Below are 18,840 nucleotides of genomic sequence, written 5' to 3'. Positions count from 1 at the left end.
TAAACTCCCTAAAAAAAGTTGCACGCGGCGTGAGCCAAATTGCCTGACTACGGCTTAATCAAATGTTGCTCAAACTTGCGATAGTTACCAATTAACCTTGCCCGCTCAAAAGGGGGATAAAACAAGATGGTTCCCAAAGGTAAACCAACTGCCAAAACAGCGCCCATCACCAAAGGATTTAGCAATCCAACTTGGAAGCCAACTCCTAAAGTCATGCCTAACGCCATTGCTAATAGCGACACCCCAATCGCGAGATTGGGACTAAATCCTCTTTTCAAACAACTAACTGCCAGACTCTGCGCCCCAAAACCAGCCATAAATACAGCAAAATCCACCGCTTCAAACCCAACCGCCGCCGAATTTGCCGCTCTAAATTGCTCGCCAAAACCCGTCACAAAAAAAGCGACAATTCCCGCAACCAACAAAGCTACAACCGTGTCTATACCCGCAAACTTAACTTTATACCTGGATAGAAGCTTAGCGACAAACACAGCCCCAGCCGCCGCCGTAGCCGCTGCTGCCACACCAAATGCAGCGACAAACAGCGTGATAAACCCAGCCATGACCACACCCATCGCCCCAACTTGGGCAATCGTTCCGCCCCAAGCGATTCCCTCAATCCAAGCCGCCGAGGCAGCAAGTGTCACCAGTAAAGCGAGCGCGATATAAGGTAGTTTTTTGTTCGCAATCGGAACCGGGGCAGTCTGAATCTTAACAGTAATATCGTGAGTTTCTGGCAGAGAATTTGTGTGTAATAACAGATGTCGCTCGTAGGTCTTATCTGCCATCAACCGGCTGGTATTCACATTGATTTTACACTTCGCCTGATTGTTCTCAAACTTAACGGAATCAAAAGAAATCCAAGTGTGAGTATCTGGTGTATGGGGGGGATCGCTTTCGTGGGGTGCCACTTCCCAATTTCCTTCCAGAAGGGTATCAGGAATCGAGTTCGTAACTGCGATTGTTTGAGTCACCCTTTCACCTAATTTTCTTGCCTTAAATTCTAGGATGGGTTTACTCAGCTTCGCTTCGGGTACGCGAATCACATAGATAGGCTTGAGAGCTTCCAAGGCGATCGCTGCGTTAGGATAGCGGTCTTTTGGTTTGATTTCCACCATCTTTTGCAACCAGTCAATCCACCGCAGACTGAGCTTGGGAACGAGATGCTTGAAATTAATTCGATAATCATCATCAATTAACTGGCTAATCTCAGAAGATTTGATGCCAGTTAATAAGCAAATTAGCGTTGCTCCCAAACTATATAAATCTGAGGCTTCAGTAAGCTGCCGATGGAATAATTGTTCGGGCGGCATGAACCCTAAAGTTCCTTTTGCCACGCTGTTCATCGTTACTTCCCCATCCCCAATTCGAGCCAGACCAAAATCAACTAAAAAAACATTGATGTTGCCATCAACCAAGATATTTTCGGGTTTAATATCTCGATGGATAACAGTGGGAATGCGATTTTGCAGATAAACGAGAATTTCTAATAAAGAAACCGCAATTTTCTTGATTTCATCAGGGTCGAAGCTACGGGGCACGGCTAAAGACGGTGCCTGTTTATACTCCTGAACCATACAAAAGCCATCGGAGGTCTGGAAGGAATCCAGGTAGCGGGGGATTCCGGGATGATTCAGCCCCTGTAACACTTGAATTTCGCGCTGGTAGGCGTCGTAGTCTGACCAGGTGGCGTTGATTTTAGCAAACTGAAACCGTTTAATGACGGCGGGTTGCCGTGTTTTCAGGTTGAGCGCCAGGTAGGTTACTCGACCACCGGCGCGGTTGTGTCCTAATTCTCGGACGACCTGATAACCGTGGCTGGATAAGTCTGGAAAGTTGCTCATGTGTGAGAGAACGAACGCAGGTTGAATGATTCTATGCAACCGCTACGCGAGCAGTTGCAGTTAGCGGGAGCAGCTAGAGCGAGTAGCCGCTAACTTGCGGCATACGCCAGAGCGATCGCGCAATCCGAACAAACCAGGGATGGCAGATAAAGGAAGTGGGTGTACGCCTTTTTTGAGACTTCATCTTTCCCCTTTTCCCAGTTGTCCCTTCTCATCCTAGTTCACCAGCTTAGGAGTAGGAATTTCTGTTTTCGCTGTGAAAGTTCATAAAAATAAAGTGAGTGAGCTACACCTAGTTAAGAACTTGATATCTAAGGATCGTAATTATGACACAGCTATCAGAAGCGAATGTGGCGATTTCTAAGGAAGTTAATAATTCGAGAGGTTCCGATTGTTTAGGTTGGGAGTGTCTAGGCTGATTGTTGCGATCGCCTTCTTCCTATGCGCTCTTAGCCGGGATCGTCGCCAGCGAATGCCACTTTTTGCAACGGCTCCTCGGAAGCATCCACGGTCTTAGCACTGGTTGCAACTTTGCAAACTCCAGATTCGTCACCATTATTGCCAACATCCCCGCTTGGATTGACCCGAATGGGCGATGAAGATTTGGTTCCAGTGTTTATACAGTGAAGTTAGCAACTGAAAAGTGATTTTAATTATGCGTCAGATCCTGGGCACTCTTTCTCTATTGGGGTTTCTACAATGTTTTCCAGCAGTTGTTTCTGCTCAAACACAACCTGCTTCAGACGCCCCATCTGACCCCATCGAACAGGTGATTGCTGCCAAATTAATGACTGCATATCCTGATGGACAGTTTCGTTCAGAACAATTCATCAGTCGTGCAGAACTTGCCTCAATTTTGGTCAAAACTTTTAAACTGGACAAACGAGCGGGTGCCACCAAACAAGAAGTTATTTCAGTTCAAGATGTACCTTCTTCCCACTGGGCATATAACGACATTCAGACAGTTTTAAAAACTGGCATTATGAAGGGATATCGGGGAGATATGTTCTTCCCCAACCAAAAAATCAATCGCGCTGAAGCTTTATCTATCTTTGCCCAAGCTCACGGTGTATTTCAGTTTCCGAATGACACCGTTGCTAAAATTCTTGCGAAGTATCCAGATTCCGGGAATATACCGGATTGGGCTAAAAAATCGATGGCAACTGCACTTTACGAGGGATTTGCTAATCCCGATGAACAAGGCAATCTGAATCCCCTAAATCCGATGACGAGAGGGGATATGGCTTACGCCTTGAGTAAATTTTTGGAGCGACAAGAAGCACCCGCACCGATGTTGGAAGAAGATTTACCTTCGCCAGCGAGCTTACCAATCCAATAAGTTCCGAAAAAGCCGTTTTCTTTGAGAAAACGGCTTTTTTGCTTTTGAAGAGCGCCAGAAGGCGGCTGGCTTGTTACACTCGATAAGTTTGGAGTGAAAAGTTTGGAGCGATCGCTAACCGATGAACGCCACGCCAAATAATCGAGATATGCGGCGAGATTTTGCCAGCCGCGACGATTTAATTACCTATCTCCGCGAACAATTCCCTACCGTCACCGAACGCGATGACGCGATCGCTACCACCGTAGGAGGACGTAAAGCCGCAGAAGCCTTCTTAAGTCAAGTAGATCCCGCCCGTTACGCCAAAACGCGCAATTCTTTTAGTGGCGCAGTCACGCGCCTTTCACCCTATCTCCGCTACGGCGTCTTGAGCTTGGCAGAAGTGCGGGATGCTGTGCTGGACAAAGTGGAAAACCGAGATGACGCACAAAAACTCATCAACGAACTCGGCTGGCGCGATTACTGGCAGCGTCTCTATGCCAAGCTGGGAAACGACATTTGGGAAGATCAAGAGCCTTACAAGACAGGCTACACAGCCAAAGACTATGCCGAAAAGTTACCGGAAGATGTTGACAAAAGTAGCACCGGCATGGTCTGTATTGACAGTTTTAGCCGCGACTTGCACTCCTCTGGCTACCTGCACAACCACGGGCGAATGTGGCTAGCCGCTTACCTAGTTCACTGGCGGCGGATTCGTTGGCAAGTCGGGGCAAGATGGTTTCTGCAACACTTACTGGATGGCGATCCAGCCAGCAATAATCTCTCCTGGCAGTGGGTTGCCAGCACCTTTAGCCAAAAGCCTTATTTCTTTAACCGGGAGAACTTAGAACGCTATACGGATGGCGTCTATTGCCGCCAATGCCCCCTGTACGGTCATTGTGACTTCGAGGGCAGCTACGATGAACTAGAGAAGCGATTGTTTCCTAAAGCTCAAAGCTTCGATCGAAGTGGCGGTAGCAAGAGTTTTCAGCGCGGGAAGAAGCGTCGGTAGTGCGTGAGTTTTGAGTGCGCGAGTTTTGAGTGCGTGAGCCTTGAATTAATGAAACAGCCGATTATTTGGATGCATGGAGACTGTTTAAGTCTTGGAAATCCTGCATTGCAAGCATACCCTGAAAGCCCCGCGATATGGGTTTGGGACGATGCTTTGATTGAAGAGTGGCAGCTGAGTCTCAAGCGGATTACTTTTATTTATGAGTGTTTGCTAGAACTGCCAGTAACGATTCGACGCGGTGATGTCGCTGCTGAAGTTATCGCTTTTGCCAAGGAACACAATGCTGATGGAGTCGTTACAGCAGAGAGTCCTAGCCCGCGATTTGACCACATTTGCGACAAAATTGAGGAATCGCTTCCTATCGAAGTGTTATCTGTTGAGCCATTTGTAAAATACGACGGATATATTGACCTTAAACGCTTTTCTCGCTACTGGCGCGTTGCCGAACGTTATGTTTTTGATTAGCACTGGGAGACTATTGTGAAGAATACAAGAACTCGGAGTTTGATCGCGATCGCCCTTGTCTCTTCAACTGGCACAGCGGCTTATTCGTGTCCGGCGAACAACCTCCAGGCATTGTTACCCATTCAGCAGCAAGTCGGGGAAGTGGTGTCGCATTTGGTAGGAGTGATGGATACTTCCGCACAAGCGCAAGCCAAACCAAAAGCTCCAAATGTGAGAATGACGACCTGTAAAGTTAGTGTGGCGGATACTAAACAAAATCCCCAGGCAATTTTTCTTTATCAAGAACAAGCCATGTCTGAGAATCTTGCTAAACCTTACCGGCAGAGATTCTTAAAAATTTCCCCCACTACCGATAATCAAAGCATTGAATCGCAATCCTTTAAACCCCCAACTCCAGACGCTTTCATTGGGTTGTGCAGTCAGCCAGAAGCCAAGCGGGTTGTGAGATTGAGCGATGTTGGTTCTGCCAAGTGTAGTGTATTCTTGAAACGCGATGGCGATCGCTACATTGGCGAGACACCAGAGGCGGGTTGTCCCAGCGACTACAAAGGCGCTGTCAAAGTAACAAACCGAATTGTCTTGCATTCTACGGGAATGGATACTTTAGATCGGGCTTTTGATGCCGCTGGTAATCAAGTTTGGGGGTCAAAAGGTGAACCTTACCAGTTTCGGCGGGTTAAGCCTTTGACACATAGCAGGTAAATCAATAATATCGTAGATACCCTCCCAAATTGCTCTGAGAGACTATTAGTGAAACAGTTGAGTTTATTTCCCGAATGGGATGCGTCTGTACAATCTGTAAAGCCAACAATTTATTCAGAGTTACAGCGAATTGAGGCAAAGTTTGCACCATTAATTTCTGAAGAATTGCGACTTGGTAAACTTGTTTCCTATGTTGGTAACAAATCCATCCCGATTCTTCGTCTTTATCGCTACAAAGAAGCATTTTCTTGGCAATTAGTTAAGGAGTTTATTACCCGGTTTGAGCTTAAAGAAGAGGATTATCTATTTGAGCCTTTCTGTGGAATGGGAACAACTCTTTTCACGGCTATGCAGCACAATGTTCCCGCAATAGGTATAGACAAGCTTCCAATTGCTACATTTGTTGCGCGCACACTTCCGCTTTTCTCCTCACTAGAAGGACAAACTTTACAAAAAACTTTTACCGCACTCAGAGGAAGAGTAAGCCAAGCTGAACTTGCCGAAGTAGCCTTAGACGTAGCCATTATGAAAGTTGCTTTTGCACCAGATACCTTTCTATCCCTACGCCGTTGGAAAGCAACAATAGACACATTGTCTTCTCCCATGCGAGATATCTTTCTGCTGCTATTTTTATCGATTTTAGAACCTTGTAGTTATACAGCTAAGGATGGGCAATTTTTACGAATGAAACGGGATAGGCTGATTCCCGATCCGGATGAAATAATGCAACAAAAAGTTTACGAAGCTGAAAAAGATATTCAATTAATACGCTGTTTATGGAAGGAAAATAAACAGACGCAACTTCCCCATGTTCAATTAGCAGATGCTCGTGACTTGAGTAGTGTAAATTTCGAGAAAGCACCGACAGCAATTATTACATCTCCACCTTATGCCAATCGTTATGATTATACTAGAACTTATTCATTAGAACTTTGCTTTAATTTTGTTAAAAACTTTGAGGAATTAAAAGCTTTGCGGTTTGGTATTCTTCGCTCACATATCGAATCGAAAGTCGAGGACACCGATAAACCATCTCATCCAGTCATTGAAGAAGTAGTAAACATACTCCGAAATAGGGGGAAAGCACTAAATAATCCTCGAATTCCTGATATGTTGACTGCCTACTTCGTAGATATGCGTAAGGTAATTAAGGAGTGGGCTAGAGTGCTGGCACCTGGTGGAAAAATAGCAATGGTAGTGGATAATGTTCGGTTTGAAGGGGAGATGGTGCCAGTAGACTTAGTGCTTTCAGAAATGGCAGAAGATGTTGGTTTCAAAGTTGAACAGATAATTATAGCTCGCTATAAAGGCAACAGTTCGCAACAGATGGGCAAGTATGGACGGGTTCCTGTCCGCGAGAGTATTGTCATTTGGCAAAAGGAAAAGTAATAAATGGCAAACTTCGGTGGACGCGAAGCTTGGTTAATCGATCAGCTAACGAAGAGTGAGTTTTTCCACGAGAAGCTTCATGAGTGGGGGATGCTAGAAGTTGCCTATCAAATCGAACAAGTTAAAGGGGAAACTCTGCTGTGGGATTGTGAGAATTTAGTAATTTCTAAAACAGCCTGGAACAAGGTCATTCATAGAGGAATAAAGCCAGTAATAATTTTTTCCCATCCCCAAGTATTGATGAGTATTTCGCGTGCTGTTAGCTACTACAGAATGCTGGCAATGGTTTCTCAAAAATCTATGAGTCAGGTTGGACTACAATGCATTAACTACGAGAAAGGGAATGTCTTACCTAATGAGCAAGTAGCCGATAGAATTACTCAACACTTGAACAAAATTATCAGCCTTTTAGTGGAAGCTGATGAACAGATAAACCAGAGAGAATTTGACTTATGGCGAGGGATGGCGGCTGGTTCTCAAGCACAAGGTTCCTGGCAAAACTCAAAGGGAAATAAGATTGAAATTCTTATCCAAGCTATGCTACGCCGCAGACTTCGTGAGGAGAACTGGGTTTCTATGGAAAGCGCCGATGATTTCCGCATTGTCTTGACAGATGGACGAACAATCGCATTCGCTGATGAGCCTGATATCGCAGTTTACCAAGATGACAAGATTGTGGCTGCTGTAGAAATCAAGGGAGGCATAGATAAAGCTGGTGTTTTAGAGCGGATTGGGGCAGCAATTAAAAGTTTGAGCCGAGCTAAAGAGGCTAATTCGGTGTCAACAACGATTCTTGTTCTGCAAGGTGTCTCGTTTACTCCACAAGCTAGAGACGATCTCAGGACGAACCAAAGCCTTGTTAATTACTGGTTCACTGTTGAAGAGGTGTTACAGGACGAGGAAAAGAAAGAAGAACTTTTTAGATTACTTGATATTTGAGCCGTCGTTGTGTTTAGTTTTTTCTGTGGCATCGCACAGCGATCGCATCCCTTCAACCAACCGCGCGATCGCTCTTGATAATCTTGAAGCTTCATCTAGTTGCGATTTTGGCTCGAAATTTTAGAATGCGATCGCTGCTGAGTTCAACGCCCATTGTCCTGGCAGCAGCAATGCACACTTTCTGACTTCGAGATTAAGCAGCAGCGGAGAGGTCAGCCACTACTGCTACCCGTCCTTTGAGTACAGAACGCAGCAGTCTGTTGACGCAACCTCTTTCTTCTTCATCCAAGGACTCATCCAGAGCAGCTGCCATCAGTCCATAACGGTCAGCCAGAGTCAGAATACCAGTTTCGCTGACAGAGGCTAGGATTTCAGAGATAGCACCGGGGAGTAGTTGGATTTGGGGAAGCATGGTTGTTGGGCGTCAACTCTACGATATTTAATATCTCACCCCTTTCCGTCCCGCCGAGCGATCGCTTCGATGAGTAACGTGTGAAAATTCTCAGCCTTTCGAGTGATCTGAGTTACATAGCACTCAAGGCACAAGCGGCTCAATCGCGATCGCATCCCTCAACTAGCCACGCGATCGCATTTTCTCAGCTTCTTTCCAAAAAAATAAAACCGATGGACAAACAAGAAAGCAACTTCACCGGCTGGACGCATATCAGCTATGAAAAAATACCGGAAAGCTCGAATAATTGGAATTTAACAGAATCAGATTATCGCATTTTCAAGAAAACTGCCTGGGTGGTAACTGAAAAAATTCACGGGGCGAATTTCTGTATAATCGCAGACGGATCAGACGTTCGCTTTGCCAAGAGAAAAGAATTATTGCAGCCAGACGAAGACTTTTTTGGATATCAAACGCTTAGATATAAATTAGCCCAACAAGCCAAAGATATATTCAAAATTATCCAGTTGGAACGTCCGGAAACGTTTAGAGTTTCTGTGTATGGGGAATTGTTTGGCGGAGAATATCCCCATCCTGACGTAGCGACTGTTCCTAGTGTTCAGGCTGTCCAAACAGGAATCTATTATTCACCTAAAATTGAGTTTTGTGCTTTTGATATTGCTGTTGAAGAAAATAATAGAACTGCCAAACGAGATTACATAGATTATGAGAAAGCGCTGAAATTATTTCAGCAAGTAGAAATGCTGGGTGCTAAACCGCTATTTACTGGAAAATACGAACAAGCGCTTGCACAGAAGATAGAGTTTAATTCTACTATTCCTGCCTTATTAGGTTTACCCAAATTGCCGTTTAGCAATCAGGCGGAAGGGATTGTCATTAAACCTGTAAAGTCGATCTATATAGATACTCCCAAGGGAAGAATTAGGCCGGTCTTGAAGAGAAAAATTCCAAAATTCGCTGAAGAGAGCCGATTCCATCAGGCAGAAAAGTGGGGCGACCAAAAATTAGCAACATCTTCTCACTATTTGAGTGATGAAAAATGGCTCCATGAGGCGATGCTTGCATTGGTTACAGAAAATAGATTAATGAATACTCTATCAAAAGTAGGCCGGGTTTCTGGTAAAGACCCAAAAGCAATAGACAAAGTTTTTCAATTATTTGTGAATGATGTAATAGAAACATTTAACGAATCTTATGAAAGCATTTTCAAAAGCTTACCTGAGAAAATTCAACAGACTTTAATCGAACAATTGGAGCAGGAATCAAAAAAATTGATAAATAATTACTTCAAAAAATAATATTTAGGAACAGGTGTAGGGTGAGCAGCGGCTAACTAAATACTCGATCTGAAACGAAGAGTGCGAACTGACTTTTTCTGCGCTAGGCTAACGCCTCGCTTCGCATGAGCGCGATCGCACTCTAGTCTTCAATGACTACCCTGGAATTAGAGTTCCCACATTGTTGACATGAAATCGATACGTTTCTTGCTGCTGCTCATCCTGACTACAGTAGCCGCCTGTGACTCAACTCAGGCATCCCTCGACCCCCAGACAACCCGACCAACCGAACAACCGACAGAAACTCCGGCACAGCCGAACCAACAGCTTTCCCAAGCGACGCAAACCAACAACGTGGTGCGAACCGAACCCCTGACACCCCAACCGATTCGCATCAACCTCGATAACTTACCCAAACCCTACGCCAGCGACAGCGCCTCCAACTCGCCCAACGTGGTGCCCATCCCGCAAAACCCCACCCTGCGCGTCCCGGCTGGCTTCGTCGTCAATGTCTTTGCCGATGGATTAGATGCACCCCGCTGGCTGGCACTCACCCCTAACGGCGATGTATTAGTCACCGAAACCCGACAAAACCAGATTCGCCTACTGCGTGACACCAACGGCGATGGCGTCGCTGATGTCCGCCAAACCTTTGCCAGTTCCCAAAATGGGGTAAATATCCCCTTTGGCATGACTTTTGCGGGCGGATACTTCTTCCTCGGCAACACAGGCGAAGTCCGGCGGTATCCCTACACGCAAGGACAACAACAACTCACTGGAACCGGCGAAAAAATCGCTAACTTAACCCCTGGCGGCTACAACCAGCACTGGACGCGCAACGTCGTTGCCTCACCCGATGGGCAAAAGCTCTACGTCTCAGTTGGGTCGGCATCCAACGCTTCAGAAGAAGCCATCCCCCGCGCCTCTGTACAGGTGATGAACCTAGACGGTTCCAACCAGCAAACTTTTGCGTTTGGTTTACGCAACCCAGTCGGACTCGACTTTCACCCCACCACCGGCGAACTGTATACCGCCGTGAACGAACGAGACGGACTGGGCGACGACCTGGTACCCGACTACCTAACCCGCATCCAACAGGGAGAATTCTATGGCTGGCCCTACGCCTACCTGGCACCAAATCTCCTTGACCCGCGTCATCTGGTCAACGGAAAGAGCAAACGTCCCGACCTGGTAGCGAAAACAAAGACGCCCGACGTTCTGTTCCAAGCCCACTCGGCTGCTTTGGGATTGCAGTTTTATGACGGTAATACCTTTCCAGAAAAATACCGCAATGGCGCTTTTGTTGCCTTTCGCGGTTCCTGGAACCGCAACCAAGGCACCGGCTACAAAATTGTCTTTGCCCCCTTCTCTAACGGGCGTCCTCAGGGCTACTATGAAGACTTTCTCACTGGGTTCCTGCTTGACCCCTCTGTCCCAACCACCTGGGGGCGTCCGGTGGGGTTACTCGTGCTACCCGATGGGAGTTTGCTGCTGACGGAAGAAGCCAATAACCGGATTTACCGCATCCAGTATCGTGGCTCTTAAGTAGTTGTTAATCGCGGCTCAAAGAACTGCCCCATGCGCCCAAAACTCGTTAATCAATTTGCTGTCCTTAAGCCCGCGAAGGCGGGCTTGGTTTGTTTAGCTGCGACTTCAGCCGTCGGAGTGTTAACGCTTGGCTTACCAACCCCAGCCCAAGCGGCAAACTCCAAAGACTTGCAGAAGTTACTGACGCTGAAAACTTGCCCTGGATGTGACCTAAAAGATGCCCAACTCAGGGGGATTAATCTCAGAAACGCCGACTTGAAGAATGCCCAGCTTGACGGTGCGGATTTAACGGCGGCTGACCTTTCGGGCGCTAAGCTAGAGGGTGCCCAGCTCAACGGTGCCAAACTAACTGCCGCTAATTTGGAAAAAGCGAACTTGAGACAGGCAAAATTGGCGGCGGCGAATAAAATTGTTGCTGATTTAACAGACGCTAAATTGCGGGGGGCAAACTTATATGCAGCGAACCTCACGGGCGCTAAGCTAGAGCGTGCCCAGCTAGCCCAAACTCAACTGAATTTTGCTCAGTTAGTTGGTGCAAATCTCGGACAAGCGAATTTGATCGAAGCGAATCTTTCGGGTGCCAATTTAGGCGGGGCAAACCTAAAAGACGCTCAGATGCAAATTGTTAACTTAGCTGGTGCCAATCTGACAGGTGCCAAGTTGAATAATGCCCAGTTAGAGACTGCCAATATGGATAGTGTCAACTTGAGCAATGCTGATTTGAGTCAGGCTTCTTTGAATAATGCTGACTTGAATGGGGGAATTCTCACGGGTGCCAATCTGCAAAAAGGATCGCTGACAGCAGCGAATTTCCAAAGTGCTACGCTCACAAATGCCAATTTGACGGGTGCCAATTTGACGGGTGCTGGTTTCAATCGTGCCAATTTGACGGGTGCTAAATTTAACGATGCTGATTTAACAAATGCCAAACTGCCGCTTGCCAATCTTACCAACGCTAATTTAGCGGGTGCTAACCTCCAGGATGCTTATCTGGATAGTACCAATCTCAACGGTGCTAATCTCAGCGGTGTAAACTTGCGTGGGGCGAATTTGCGGTCTGCCAATTTAAGCGGAGCGTCGATGATGGGTACCAACCTAGAAAGTGCCAATCTGACGAATGCTATTTTGACAGGAGCCAATTTGAGTTACACCAATTTCAGCAGTGCCGATCTCCGGGGTGCCAATTTAGGAAATACTAATCTGAGTTATGCCAACTTGACTCAAACAGATTTGGATCAAGCTAGCTTAGCGAATGCCAACCTGACGGGTGCCAACTGGAAGGATGCTAAGCTCAAAGGTGTCATTGGATTGAATGGATATTGAGCGATCGCATTCTATCCCCATTGACTCTTTTGTTCTGATTTTGTGCATTCTATAGCGCGATCGCGCATGGCTACCAAGAGGGTGTTTTGGCAGTTCAATCGATACTCATTTCCTCAGTTGGCTAGCCTCCCATGAAACCAGGAATCCTCGCTGTTGCCCTGTTGATGCCTGTCTGCTTTGCAGTGCCGGTCAAAGCAGAGAATCCAGAACACGTTCAGAGATTATTAATTTATAAAGAATGCCAATTTTGTGACTTGAGCAATGTGAACTTAACTGGGTATGACCTCAGCGGTGCCAACTTGAAGGGTGCCAATCTACTCAATGCCAATCTCACCAGTGTCGTGCTAGCTGGAGCCGATCTTACAGCAGCCACCTTGGAAAATGCGAATTTGAACAATGCGGTTCTTAATGGCGCGAACCTCAGCGGTACGAAGATGCGGTTTGCGAACTTGCAGTATGCGAGTCTACAAGGAGTCAAAGCGAAGGAAGCATTTGACGTGACAGGTGCCGATCTCACCGGGACAATTATGCCTTCCGGTCTAGTTTACAAGCCGCTTGCTGAGGGTCAAAAGAAACCGGCACCTGAGACCGGGAAACCCCTCAACCAAGACCGAAGCGACCCGATAAACCCGTAAAATCAATAAGCTTTTTAGTATAATACCCACACAGTAGAGAGGGGAACCAGCTCCAAAGCCCTAATAGGAGTTGGAACAAATGTGATAGTATCCCTTTGCTTTCCTGTTACACGCAGTCCTCTTCTGTCCCTGAATTTTGCCCCATGCAACTGCGAAATCCCCAGCGCCGGACAAAAATTGTCGCAACGATTGGCCCTGCTACCAGTAGCCCAGAGGTCTTACGCGCTTTAATTGAAGCGGGTGCGACGACCCTGCGCCTCAACTTTTCTCATGGAACTCATGAAGACCATCAGCGGAGCATTCGCTTGATCCGCCAGATGGCTTTTGAACTGAATCAGCCAGTGGGCATTTTGCAAGATTTGCAAGGCCCGAAAATTCGTTTGGGACGGTTTGAAACGGGGTCTATCGTCCTGAATAAGGGCGATCGCTTCATCCTAACCAGTCACCCTGTCCCAGGCACCCAAGAAATTAGCTCTGTCACCTACGAACCTCTAGCAGATGAAGTTCCAAACGGGGCAACGATTCTCTTGGATGATGGCAAAGTAGAAATGCGGGTCGAGCAGGTAGACCCCACTGCGCGGGAATTGCACTGTCGCGTTGTCGTCGGCGGCCCACTTTCTAATAACAAAGGAGTGAATTTCCCCGGCGTCTATCTGTCAATTAAGGCGTTAACTGACAAAGACCGTAAAGACTTGATGTTTGGTCTTGACCAAGGTGTTGACTGGGTAGCGCTGAGCTTTGTCCGCAACCCCCAGGATGTGCTGGAAATTAAAGAGCTGATTTCTAGTGCTGGTAAGCAAGTGCCGGTGGTTGTCAAGATTGAAAAGCACGAAGCCATCGACCAAATGGAAGCGATTCTCTCGCTCAGCGATGGTGTCATGGTGGCTCGTGGTGACTTGGGCGTAGAATTGCCTGCGGAGGATGTCCCCATTCTGCAAAAGCGGCTGATTGCCACGGCGAATCAACTGGGGATTCCAGTGATTACGGCAACTCAGATGTTGGACAGCATGGTGAACAATCCCCGTCCCACCCGTGCTGAAATTTCCGATGTTGCCAATGCGATTTTGGACGGAACCGACGCTGTGATGCTCTCCAACGAGACAGCGGTGGGTAAATACGCCGTCGAAGCGGTGGAGACGATGGCGCGGATTGCCGTGCGGATTGAGCAAGAACAAATCGCCCGTAACGTCCGGGGCACCACTCGCTCGATCACGAATGCGATTAGTCAGGCGGTTGGTCAAATTTCTGAGCAGCTAGGGGCAGCTGCGATTATGTCGTTGACCAAAAGCGGTGCCACTGCTCGAAATGTTTCTAAGTTTCGACCCTCTACGCCTGTTCTAGCAGTGACTCCCCATGTAGACGTGGCGCGGCAGTTGCAGATGGTGTGGGGCGTGAAGCCGCTTCTAGTGCTGGATTTGCCTTCTGCGGGTCAGACGTTCCAAGCGGCAATCAATGTGGCGCTGGAGAAACAGCTGCTGGCTGAAGGAGATTTGGTGGTAATGACTGCCGGGACGCTCCAAGGTATCTCTGGTTCAACCGACCTGATTAAAGTTGAGGTGGTGACATCCATTCTTGGAAAGGGAATTGGGATTGGTCAGGGATCGGTGAGCGGTCGAGCGCGAGTGGCTCGCACTGCCAGAGAGGTGGGCAATTTCAATCATGGGGAAATTTTGGTAGTACCGGGCACAAATGCCGATTATGTGGAAGCAATTCGCAAGGCATCTGGGATTATTACTGAGGATGAAAGCCTAACCAGTCATGCGGCGGTGATTGGCTTACGCCTTGGGGTGCCGGTGATTGTGGGCGTCAAGAAGGCGACGGAAATGATTCGGGATGGGGCGATTTTGACCCTAGATATGCAACGGGGTCTGGTTTACTCTGGTGCAATGGCAGGGACTTCTCAGACGACTCCGGCACTGCCAGTTTAAGTGCGATCGCGTCTGTTTATCTCTCATAAGCGATCGCGCTTTCCCCCAAACCTTCACAATGAGGTAAAGAAAGTAAGGATTTAATTTTTACTACACGAGACCACAAAAAACATAACCTCCAGCCCCCTTCGCATCTCTCTTCCTGCTCCTAATAGGAGCGGGAAGAAGAAATTTTTTATCTGCAAGGGATCTTTCTCCCCTCCCCTCGCAGGGGAGGGGTTGGGGGAGAGGTTCCTCATTCAGCATGGACACTCTCAACTTTTTCACCGACTATCTAATTGCTAGCCTGCGCCTCTCAGTACCATTAGCCTTTGCTGCCCTTGGTGGACTTTTTTCCGAACGATCGGGAGTGCTAAATATTGGACTAGAAGGAATGTTACTCTCCGGGGCATTTGCGAGTGCAGCAGGAGCATTTTTTACTGGCAATGTTTGGCTGGGAATGCTGTTAGCAATCGTCGTCGGGGGATTGGTCGGACTGCTTCATGCCTATCTGTGCGTTACCTTGCGCGTCGATCAATTAGTATCTGGACTTGCCATCAATCTTACAGCCGCAGGATTAACTTCTTTCTGGTCGCGTGTCTTATTTAATAGCGGTCAGGCGCAGCAGCTACCAGGAATTCAAATCATCGGCATTCCCGGATTAAAAAATATTCCAGTTATCGGTAATCTCCTCTTTAATCAAGACCCCTTAATTTACTTATTATTTCTGTTAGTTCCCCTGAGTACATACCTGCTATTTCGTACAAGTTTAGGCTTATCTTTACGTGCCGTCGGAGAATATCCCCGTGCTGCGGATACTGCTGGCGTTTCTGTCACCAAGGTGCGCTATGTTGCAGTCACTCTCAGCGGCTGTCTTGCCGGTTTAGGAGGAGCTTATCTAACATTAGTTCACGTCAGATTCTTTGTAGAGGATATGAGTGCAGGAAGAGGTTTTATCGCCCTTGCAGCTTTGATTTTTGGCAGATGGCATCCCGTCAGCACGGCTTTAGCTTGCTTGTTATTCGGTGCTACAGAAGCTTTGCAACTGCGAATTCAAGCCTTTAATCTGAATATTCCCTATCAATTTTTAGTAATGTTGCCTTATGTCATTGCCCTGTTGGCACTAGTCGGATTAGCTGGCAAATCAACCCCTCCCGCCGCCCTCGGTGTTCCTTACATTCCTGAAAGTCGCGAACAATGAGTCGATATCAGTTAATTATTTTTGACTTTGATGGCACTTTAGCAATTACGCATCCAGCTATCATATCCTGCGTTATCAAAACCTTCCAGACATTTAACATCGACCCGCCAGATGAGGAACAGATTCGCTCAGTCATTGGCGTTACGCTTGCCGAGGCTTTCCCGATTTTCCATCCAGCGATCGCGCCCGAAGAAATTCCTACATGGATTCAAACTTACAGACACTTTTATCAAACAGAAGGTTTATTAAAAATCAATTTATTTTCGGGAGTGAAGCAAGTGATTCAAGCTGCATCTTCCGAGGGTTTGAACTTAGCAATTGTTAGCGTCAAACACACTAAGTTTTTAAAGCTTGCTGTAGAAAAGCTAAAAATTAATACTGACTTCGATCTGGTTATTGGCGATGACGGACAAACGCCAACCAAACCGGATGCAAGATTATTCCACTCAGTCATCCAGCCAATTTATCCAGACATCCAAAGTAACGAAGTTTTAGTATTTGGCGACAGTCATGTAGACTTAATGTTTGCTAAAAATGCTGGATTAGATGCTTGTTGGGCTACTTATGGTTATGGCGATCGCGCAAAATGTTTACCACTCAACCCAACTTTTGTTGTTAACCAGATTTCCGAATTGATTTCAATCATCAAATCCTAAGTGCAAATCGCTACTTTGTCCCGTACAAGCGATCGCCTGCATCCCCAAGTCCTGGGACAATATAACCGTGTTCATCTAATTTTTCGTCAATTGCAGCCGTATAAATAGGCACGTCCGGGTGTTCGCGGCGTAAGTGTGCAATCCCCTCTGGTGCTGCCAGCAAGCACAAAAACTTGATTGACATCGGGCTAACTTCCTTAATTCTGTCAATCGCCGCGACGGCTGAATTTCCGGTTGCCAACATGGGATCGACAACCAAAATATCTCGCTGTTCAATATCATTCGGAACCTTGAAATAATACTCAATCGCTACATGAGTAGTCGGGTCGCGATATAAACCAATATGCCCGACTCTTGCTGAAGGAATCAGTTCCAAAATTCCATCTAAAATCCCCTGTCCTGCCCGCATAATTGAGACAATCACCATCTTCTTTTCAGCAGCCAGCATCGGTGCCAACATTGGGGCAATAGGCGTCTTAATTTCTTCATATTTTAGTGGTAAATCTCGCGTCACCTCGTAAGCTAACAACATTCCGATTTCTTTGAGGAGATTGCGAAATTTTCCTGTGCTAGTTTCCGTTTTCCGCATCAGGGTTAATTTATGTTGGATCAAGGGATGTTCGATTACAGTGACTTCAGCATTCATTAATAAATTCCTCTCGAAAGATGCACAAAGACAAAGCCTACCTACGCAGGCTTAAAAAATAAGCAAAAATTCCTTTTCACTTGAGTGCAATATATAAAAGAACCTCACCCCCAACCCCTCTCCGTAAACGGAGAAGAGGGAATATTTAACCCCTCTCCGTTTACAAGCAGGAGGGAATATTTAACCCCTCCCTGTTTACGGGGAGGGGCAGGGGTGGGGTTAAACTGCATCCAATAGAGCATTGCTATATTCACCAGCTAATTTCTATTAAAACACGGTTCCATCACTCGCAATTTCAATTGGAGGAACGCCGCCTTCTCGTAATTGTGTGGCAATTTTTCTCCCCGCACTCCAAGTTCCTCCTTGTAAAACTTTTACTAGGGGTAATTCATCAGCAGTCATATTCAGTTTTTGTCGAATCGTTGCCGCAATTTTATCTAACAAACTAACCGTTAAAGCCCTCCATTCTACAATTACCTCAGAACCTACTGGATGACGTTCCTGCAAAACTGCTGAATCTTTGACTTGTAACAATCCAGTATCTAGACATAAACCGCCATTACGATATTCGGGCAAACCTGTAAGTTCCTCTAGTCCAGTGATTTTTAAATCGAGTTCCTGAAGGGGTTCTAAAAGAGAATACGTTAACCACTGGGAGAGTTTGTGAAACGGCACATAATTGTCGCTTTTCTTATCTCCCTGTAAAGCGGAATGAATCCAGACATCGCCTAAGTTTACCCCAGCGATCGCAAGTCTCCCCGACCAAATTTCCCCCAACCCCTCCAAAACTGCACTCAACACCTTACTCGCAGCCAGTTGTCCATGATTGCTGCTATCCCACAAATAATTGACTAGATTGCCAAGACGCGGGCTTTCGGTGCCAAAAAACTTAGAATTTTGAGCGAGGACTTGTCCCAAACGCTGTAGCAGCTGAACGCGCCCTTCCACCCCTACTAGCGGATTTTTTTCACTAACTTGGAAACCCTGCGCTAAAGCGTCTTCTGTTAACTGTAGGAGTCCATCGGCATCTACCTGTAATGGTGATTTCGAGTGACTAGAGAAAGCACCTTGAAAAAACATTCGGAAGCTAGCCACGGCTAAGCCTTCCGAACGCCGAAACACTTGTCCCGTTCCTGGTTCGCAATACTCCCAATGGGTGCCTGCGCCTGCATCCAGTAAAACGCTAACAATCGCTAAATCAAACTTAACTTTCGCTTTTTCTAATCCAGTCAGTCTCGTTAAAGCTTGTTCAAGTTCCAAAAGACGAGGCACATTTCCAACTTCAAAATGTCGCCAGCGACTGTGAAAAGGAATATCGAGATCGGGATAGTCATCGCGCATCACCCCGATGACATAATCAGCGCATTTCTCTAACTGGGTTAAATCAACTCGAAAGTAACGCAGTTTATCTTCACAGCCTAAAAGAAAGAGGCGATCGCATCTTTCCCGAATTGCCGCCGGACTCCTCAAATATGCGATCGCTTCCGATTCAGAATTGCTCATAAACAATAAAAACGCAAAGATTAACTTTGCGTACCTTTGCGTAAACCTTTGCGTACCTTTGCG

General features: G+C 46.7%; 18 protein-coding genes. 14 read left to right on the top strand and 4 right to left on the bottom strand.

Annotated features, from left to right (window positions below; translation table 11 throughout):
- Positions 1–47: 47 nt before the first annotated feature.
- Positions 48–1,844, bottom strand: a complete 1,797-nt coding sequence (locus tag NDA06_RS06845) for a serine/threonine-protein kinase (RefSeq protein ID WP_190436322.1) — start codon at positions 1,842–1,844, stop codon at positions 48–50.
- Between the two features lie 422 nt (positions 1,845–2,266).
- Between NDA06_RS06845 and NDA06_RS06840 the strand changes: the two genes are divergently transcribed.
- From NDA06_RS06840 to NDA06_RS06810, 7 genes are all read left to right on the top strand, one after another.
- Entirely contained in the window at positions 2,267–2,443 is a 177-nt protein-coding gene (locus tag NDA06_RS06840; protein ID WP_190430326.1) for a hypothetical protein, read from the top strand.
- A 56-nt stretch (positions 2,444–2,499) separates the two neighbouring features.
- Positions 2,500–3,183: an S-layer homology domain-containing protein gene (locus NDA06_RS06835; protein ID WP_190430327.1), complete on the top strand. Its 684-nt coding sequence runs from the start codon at positions 2,500–2,502 to the stop codon at positions 3,181–3,183.
- 148 nt (positions 3,184–3,331) lie between these two features.
- Positions 3,332–4,174, top strand: a complete 843-nt coding sequence (locus NDA06_RS06830; RefSeq protein WP_190436622.1) for an FAD-binding domain-containing protein — start codon at positions 3,332–3,334, stop codon at positions 4,172–4,174.
- A 48-nt stretch (positions 4,175–4,222) separates the two neighbouring features.
- On the top strand, positions 4,223–4,639 hold the full coding sequence (locus tag NDA06_RS06825; RefSeq protein ID WP_190411456.1) for a hypothetical protein: 417 nt from the start codon (positions 4,223–4,225) through the stop codon (positions 4,637–4,639).
- A gap of 15 nt (positions 4,640–4,654) precedes the next feature.
- Entirely contained in the window at positions 4,655–5,341 is a 687-nt protein-coding gene (locus NDA06_RS06820) for a chromophore lyase CpcT/CpeT (RefSeq protein WP_199324054.1), read from the top strand.
- 48 nt (positions 5,342–5,389) lie between these two features.
- Positions 5,390–6,730, top strand: a complete 1,341-nt coding sequence (locus NDA06_RS06815) for a hypothetical protein (RefSeq protein WP_190985545.1) — start codon at positions 5,390–5,392, stop codon at positions 6,728–6,730.
- Positions 6,731–6,820: 90 nt separating this feature from the next.
- Positions 6,821–7,669, top strand: coding sequence for an XcyI family restriction endonuclease (locus NDA06_RS06810; RefSeq protein WP_190985546.1), 849 nt, complete (start codon positions 6,821–6,823; stop codon positions 7,667–7,669).
- Between the two features lie 193 nt (positions 7,670–7,862).
- Here NDA06_RS06810 and NDA06_RS06805 read toward each other — a convergent pair whose 3' ends face one another.
- Positions 7,863–8,081 (bottom strand): hypothetical protein, encoded by a 219-nt coding sequence (locus NDA06_RS06805; protein WP_190532721.1) that lies wholly within the window; start codon positions 8,079–8,081, stop codon positions 7,863–7,865.
- An 80-nt stretch (positions 8,082–8,161) separates the two neighbouring features.
- Between NDA06_RS06805 and NDA06_RS06800 the strand changes: the two genes are divergently transcribed.
- The 7 genes from NDA06_RS06800 (at position 8,162) to NDA06_RS06770 (ending at position 16,628) form a co-directional block, all read left to right on the top strand.
- Positions 8,162–9,379 (top strand): RNA ligase family protein, encoded by a 1,218-nt coding sequence (locus tag NDA06_RS06800; protein WP_347276189.1) that lies wholly within the window; start codon positions 8,162–8,164, stop codon positions 9,377–9,379.
- A gap of 168 nt (positions 9,380–9,547) precedes the next feature.
- Positions 9,548–10,903 carry a sorbosone dehydrogenase family protein gene (locus NDA06_RS06795; RefSeq protein ID WP_190985547.1) on the top strand — a complete coding sequence of 452 codons (1,356 nt, stop codon included), beginning with the start codon at positions 9,548–9,550 and terminating at the stop codon, positions 10,901–10,903.
- Positions 10,904–10,936: 33 nt separating this feature from the next.
- Complete coding sequence (locus tag NDA06_RS06790; protein ID WP_190411448.1) at positions 10,937–12,229, top strand: pentapeptide repeat-containing protein; 1,293 nt, start codon at positions 10,937–10,939, stop codon at positions 12,227–12,229.
- Positions 12,230–12,360: 131 nt separating this feature from the next.
- Positions 12,361–12,864, top strand: a complete 504-nt coding sequence (locus NDA06_RS06785) for a pentapeptide repeat-containing protein (RefSeq protein ID WP_190411447.1) — start codon at positions 12,361–12,363, stop codon at positions 12,862–12,864.
- A 143-nt stretch (positions 12,865–13,007) separates the two neighbouring features.
- Positions 13,008–14,792, top strand: a complete 1,785-nt coding sequence (pyk, locus tag NDA06_RS06780; RefSeq protein ID WP_190678307.1) for a pyruvate kinase — start codon at positions 13,008–13,010, stop codon at positions 14,790–14,792.
- Positions 14,793–15,036: 244 nt separating this feature from the next.
- Positions 15,037–15,972 carry an ABC transporter permease gene (locus tag NDA06_RS06775; RefSeq protein ID WP_190532732.1) on the top strand — a complete coding sequence of 312 codons (936 nt, stop codon included), beginning with the start codon at positions 15,037–15,039 and terminating at the stop codon, positions 15,970–15,972.
- Positions 15,969–16,628, top strand: coding sequence for an HAD family hydrolase (locus tag NDA06_RS06770; RefSeq protein WP_190426660.1), 660 nt, complete (start codon positions 15,969–15,971; stop codon positions 16,626–16,628). Before NDA06_RS06775 ends, NDA06_RS06770 begins: the two co-directional genes overlap by 4 nt.
- A gap of 10 nt (positions 16,629–16,638) precedes the next feature.
- On the opposite strand, the gene upp is transcribed toward NDA06_RS06770, so the two are convergent.
- Together upp and NDA06_RS06760 are read right to left on the bottom strand one after the other, a co-directional pair.
- Positions 16,639–17,274 carry a uracil phosphoribosyltransferase gene (gene upp, locus NDA06_RS06765; protein WP_190426659.1) on the bottom strand — a complete coding sequence of 212 codons (636 nt, stop codon included), beginning with the start codon at positions 17,272–17,274 and terminating at the stop codon, positions 16,639–16,641.
- Positions 17,275–17,541: 267 nt separating this feature from the next.
- Positions 17,542–18,777: a URC4/urg3 family protein gene (locus tag NDA06_RS06760; RefSeq protein WP_190985548.1), complete on the bottom strand. Its 1,236-nt coding sequence runs from the start codon at positions 18,775–18,777 to the stop codon at positions 17,542–17,544.
- Positions 18,778–18,840 lie beyond the last annotated feature (63 nt).

The organism is Trichocoleus sp. ST-U1 (assembly GCF_039961835.1).
In the GTDB taxonomy this organism is placed as follows: Bacteria; Cyanobacteriota; Cyanobacteriia; order Cyanobacteriales; family FACHB-T130; genus FACHB-T130.
This window is presented reverse-complemented; position numbering and strand designations above follow the sequence as displayed.

Excerpts from the sequence above, each read along its gene's own strand:
- NDA06_RS06770 (WP_190426660.1), top strand. The coding sequence starts at position 15,969 with ATGAGTCGATATCAGTTAATTATTTTTGACTTTGATGGCACTTTAGCA.
- NDA06_RS06795 (WP_190985547.1), top strand. The coding sequence starts at position 9,548 with ATGAAATCGATACGTTTCTTGCTGCTGCTCATCCTGACTACAGTAGCC.
- upp (WP_190426659.1), bottom strand. The coding sequence starts at position 17,274 with ATGAATGCTGAAGTCACTGTAATCGAACATCCCTTGATCCAACATAAA.
- NDA06_RS06760 (WP_190985548.1), bottom strand. The coding sequence starts at position 18,777 with ATGAGCAATTCTGAATCGGAAGCGATCGCATATTTGAGGAGTCCGGCG.
- NDA06_RS06825 (WP_190411456.1), top strand. The coding sequence starts at position 4,223 with ATGAAACAGCCGATTATTTGGATGCATGGAGACTGTTTAAGTCTTGGA.
- NDA06_RS06775 (WP_190532732.1), top strand. The coding sequence starts at position 15,037 with ATGGACACTCTCAACTTTTTCACCGACTATCTAATTGCTAGCCTGCGC.
- NDA06_RS06790 (WP_190411448.1), top strand. The coding sequence starts at position 10,937 with ATGCGCCCAAAACTCGTTAATCAATTTGCTGTCCTTAAGCCCGCGAAG.
- NDA06_RS06830 (WP_190436622.1), top strand. The coding sequence starts at position 3,332 with ATGCGGCGAGATTTTGCCAGCCGCGACGATTTAATTACCTATCTCCGC.
- NDA06_RS06805 (WP_190532721.1), bottom strand. The coding sequence starts at position 8,081 with ATGCTTCCCCAAATCCAACTACTCCCCGGTGCTATCTCTGAAATCCTA.
- pyk (WP_190678307.1), top strand. The coding sequence starts at position 13,008 with ATGCAACTGCGAAATCCCCAGCGCCGGACAAAAATTGTCGCAACGATT.
- NDA06_RS06835 (WP_190430327.1), top strand. The coding sequence starts at position 2,500 with ATGCGTCAGATCCTGGGCACTCTTTCTCTATTGGGGTTTCTACAATGT.
- NDA06_RS06810 (WP_190985546.1), top strand. The coding sequence starts at position 6,821 with ATGCTAGAAGTTGCCTATCAAATCGAACAAGTTAAAGGGGAAACTCTG.
- NDA06_RS06785 (WP_190411447.1), top strand. The coding sequence starts at position 12,361 with ATGAAACCAGGAATCCTCGCTGTTGCCCTGTTGATGCCTGTCTGCTTT.
- NDA06_RS06845 (WP_190436322.1), bottom strand. The coding sequence starts at position 1,844 with ATGAGCAACTTTCCAGACTTATCCAGCCACGGTTATCAGGTCGTCCGA.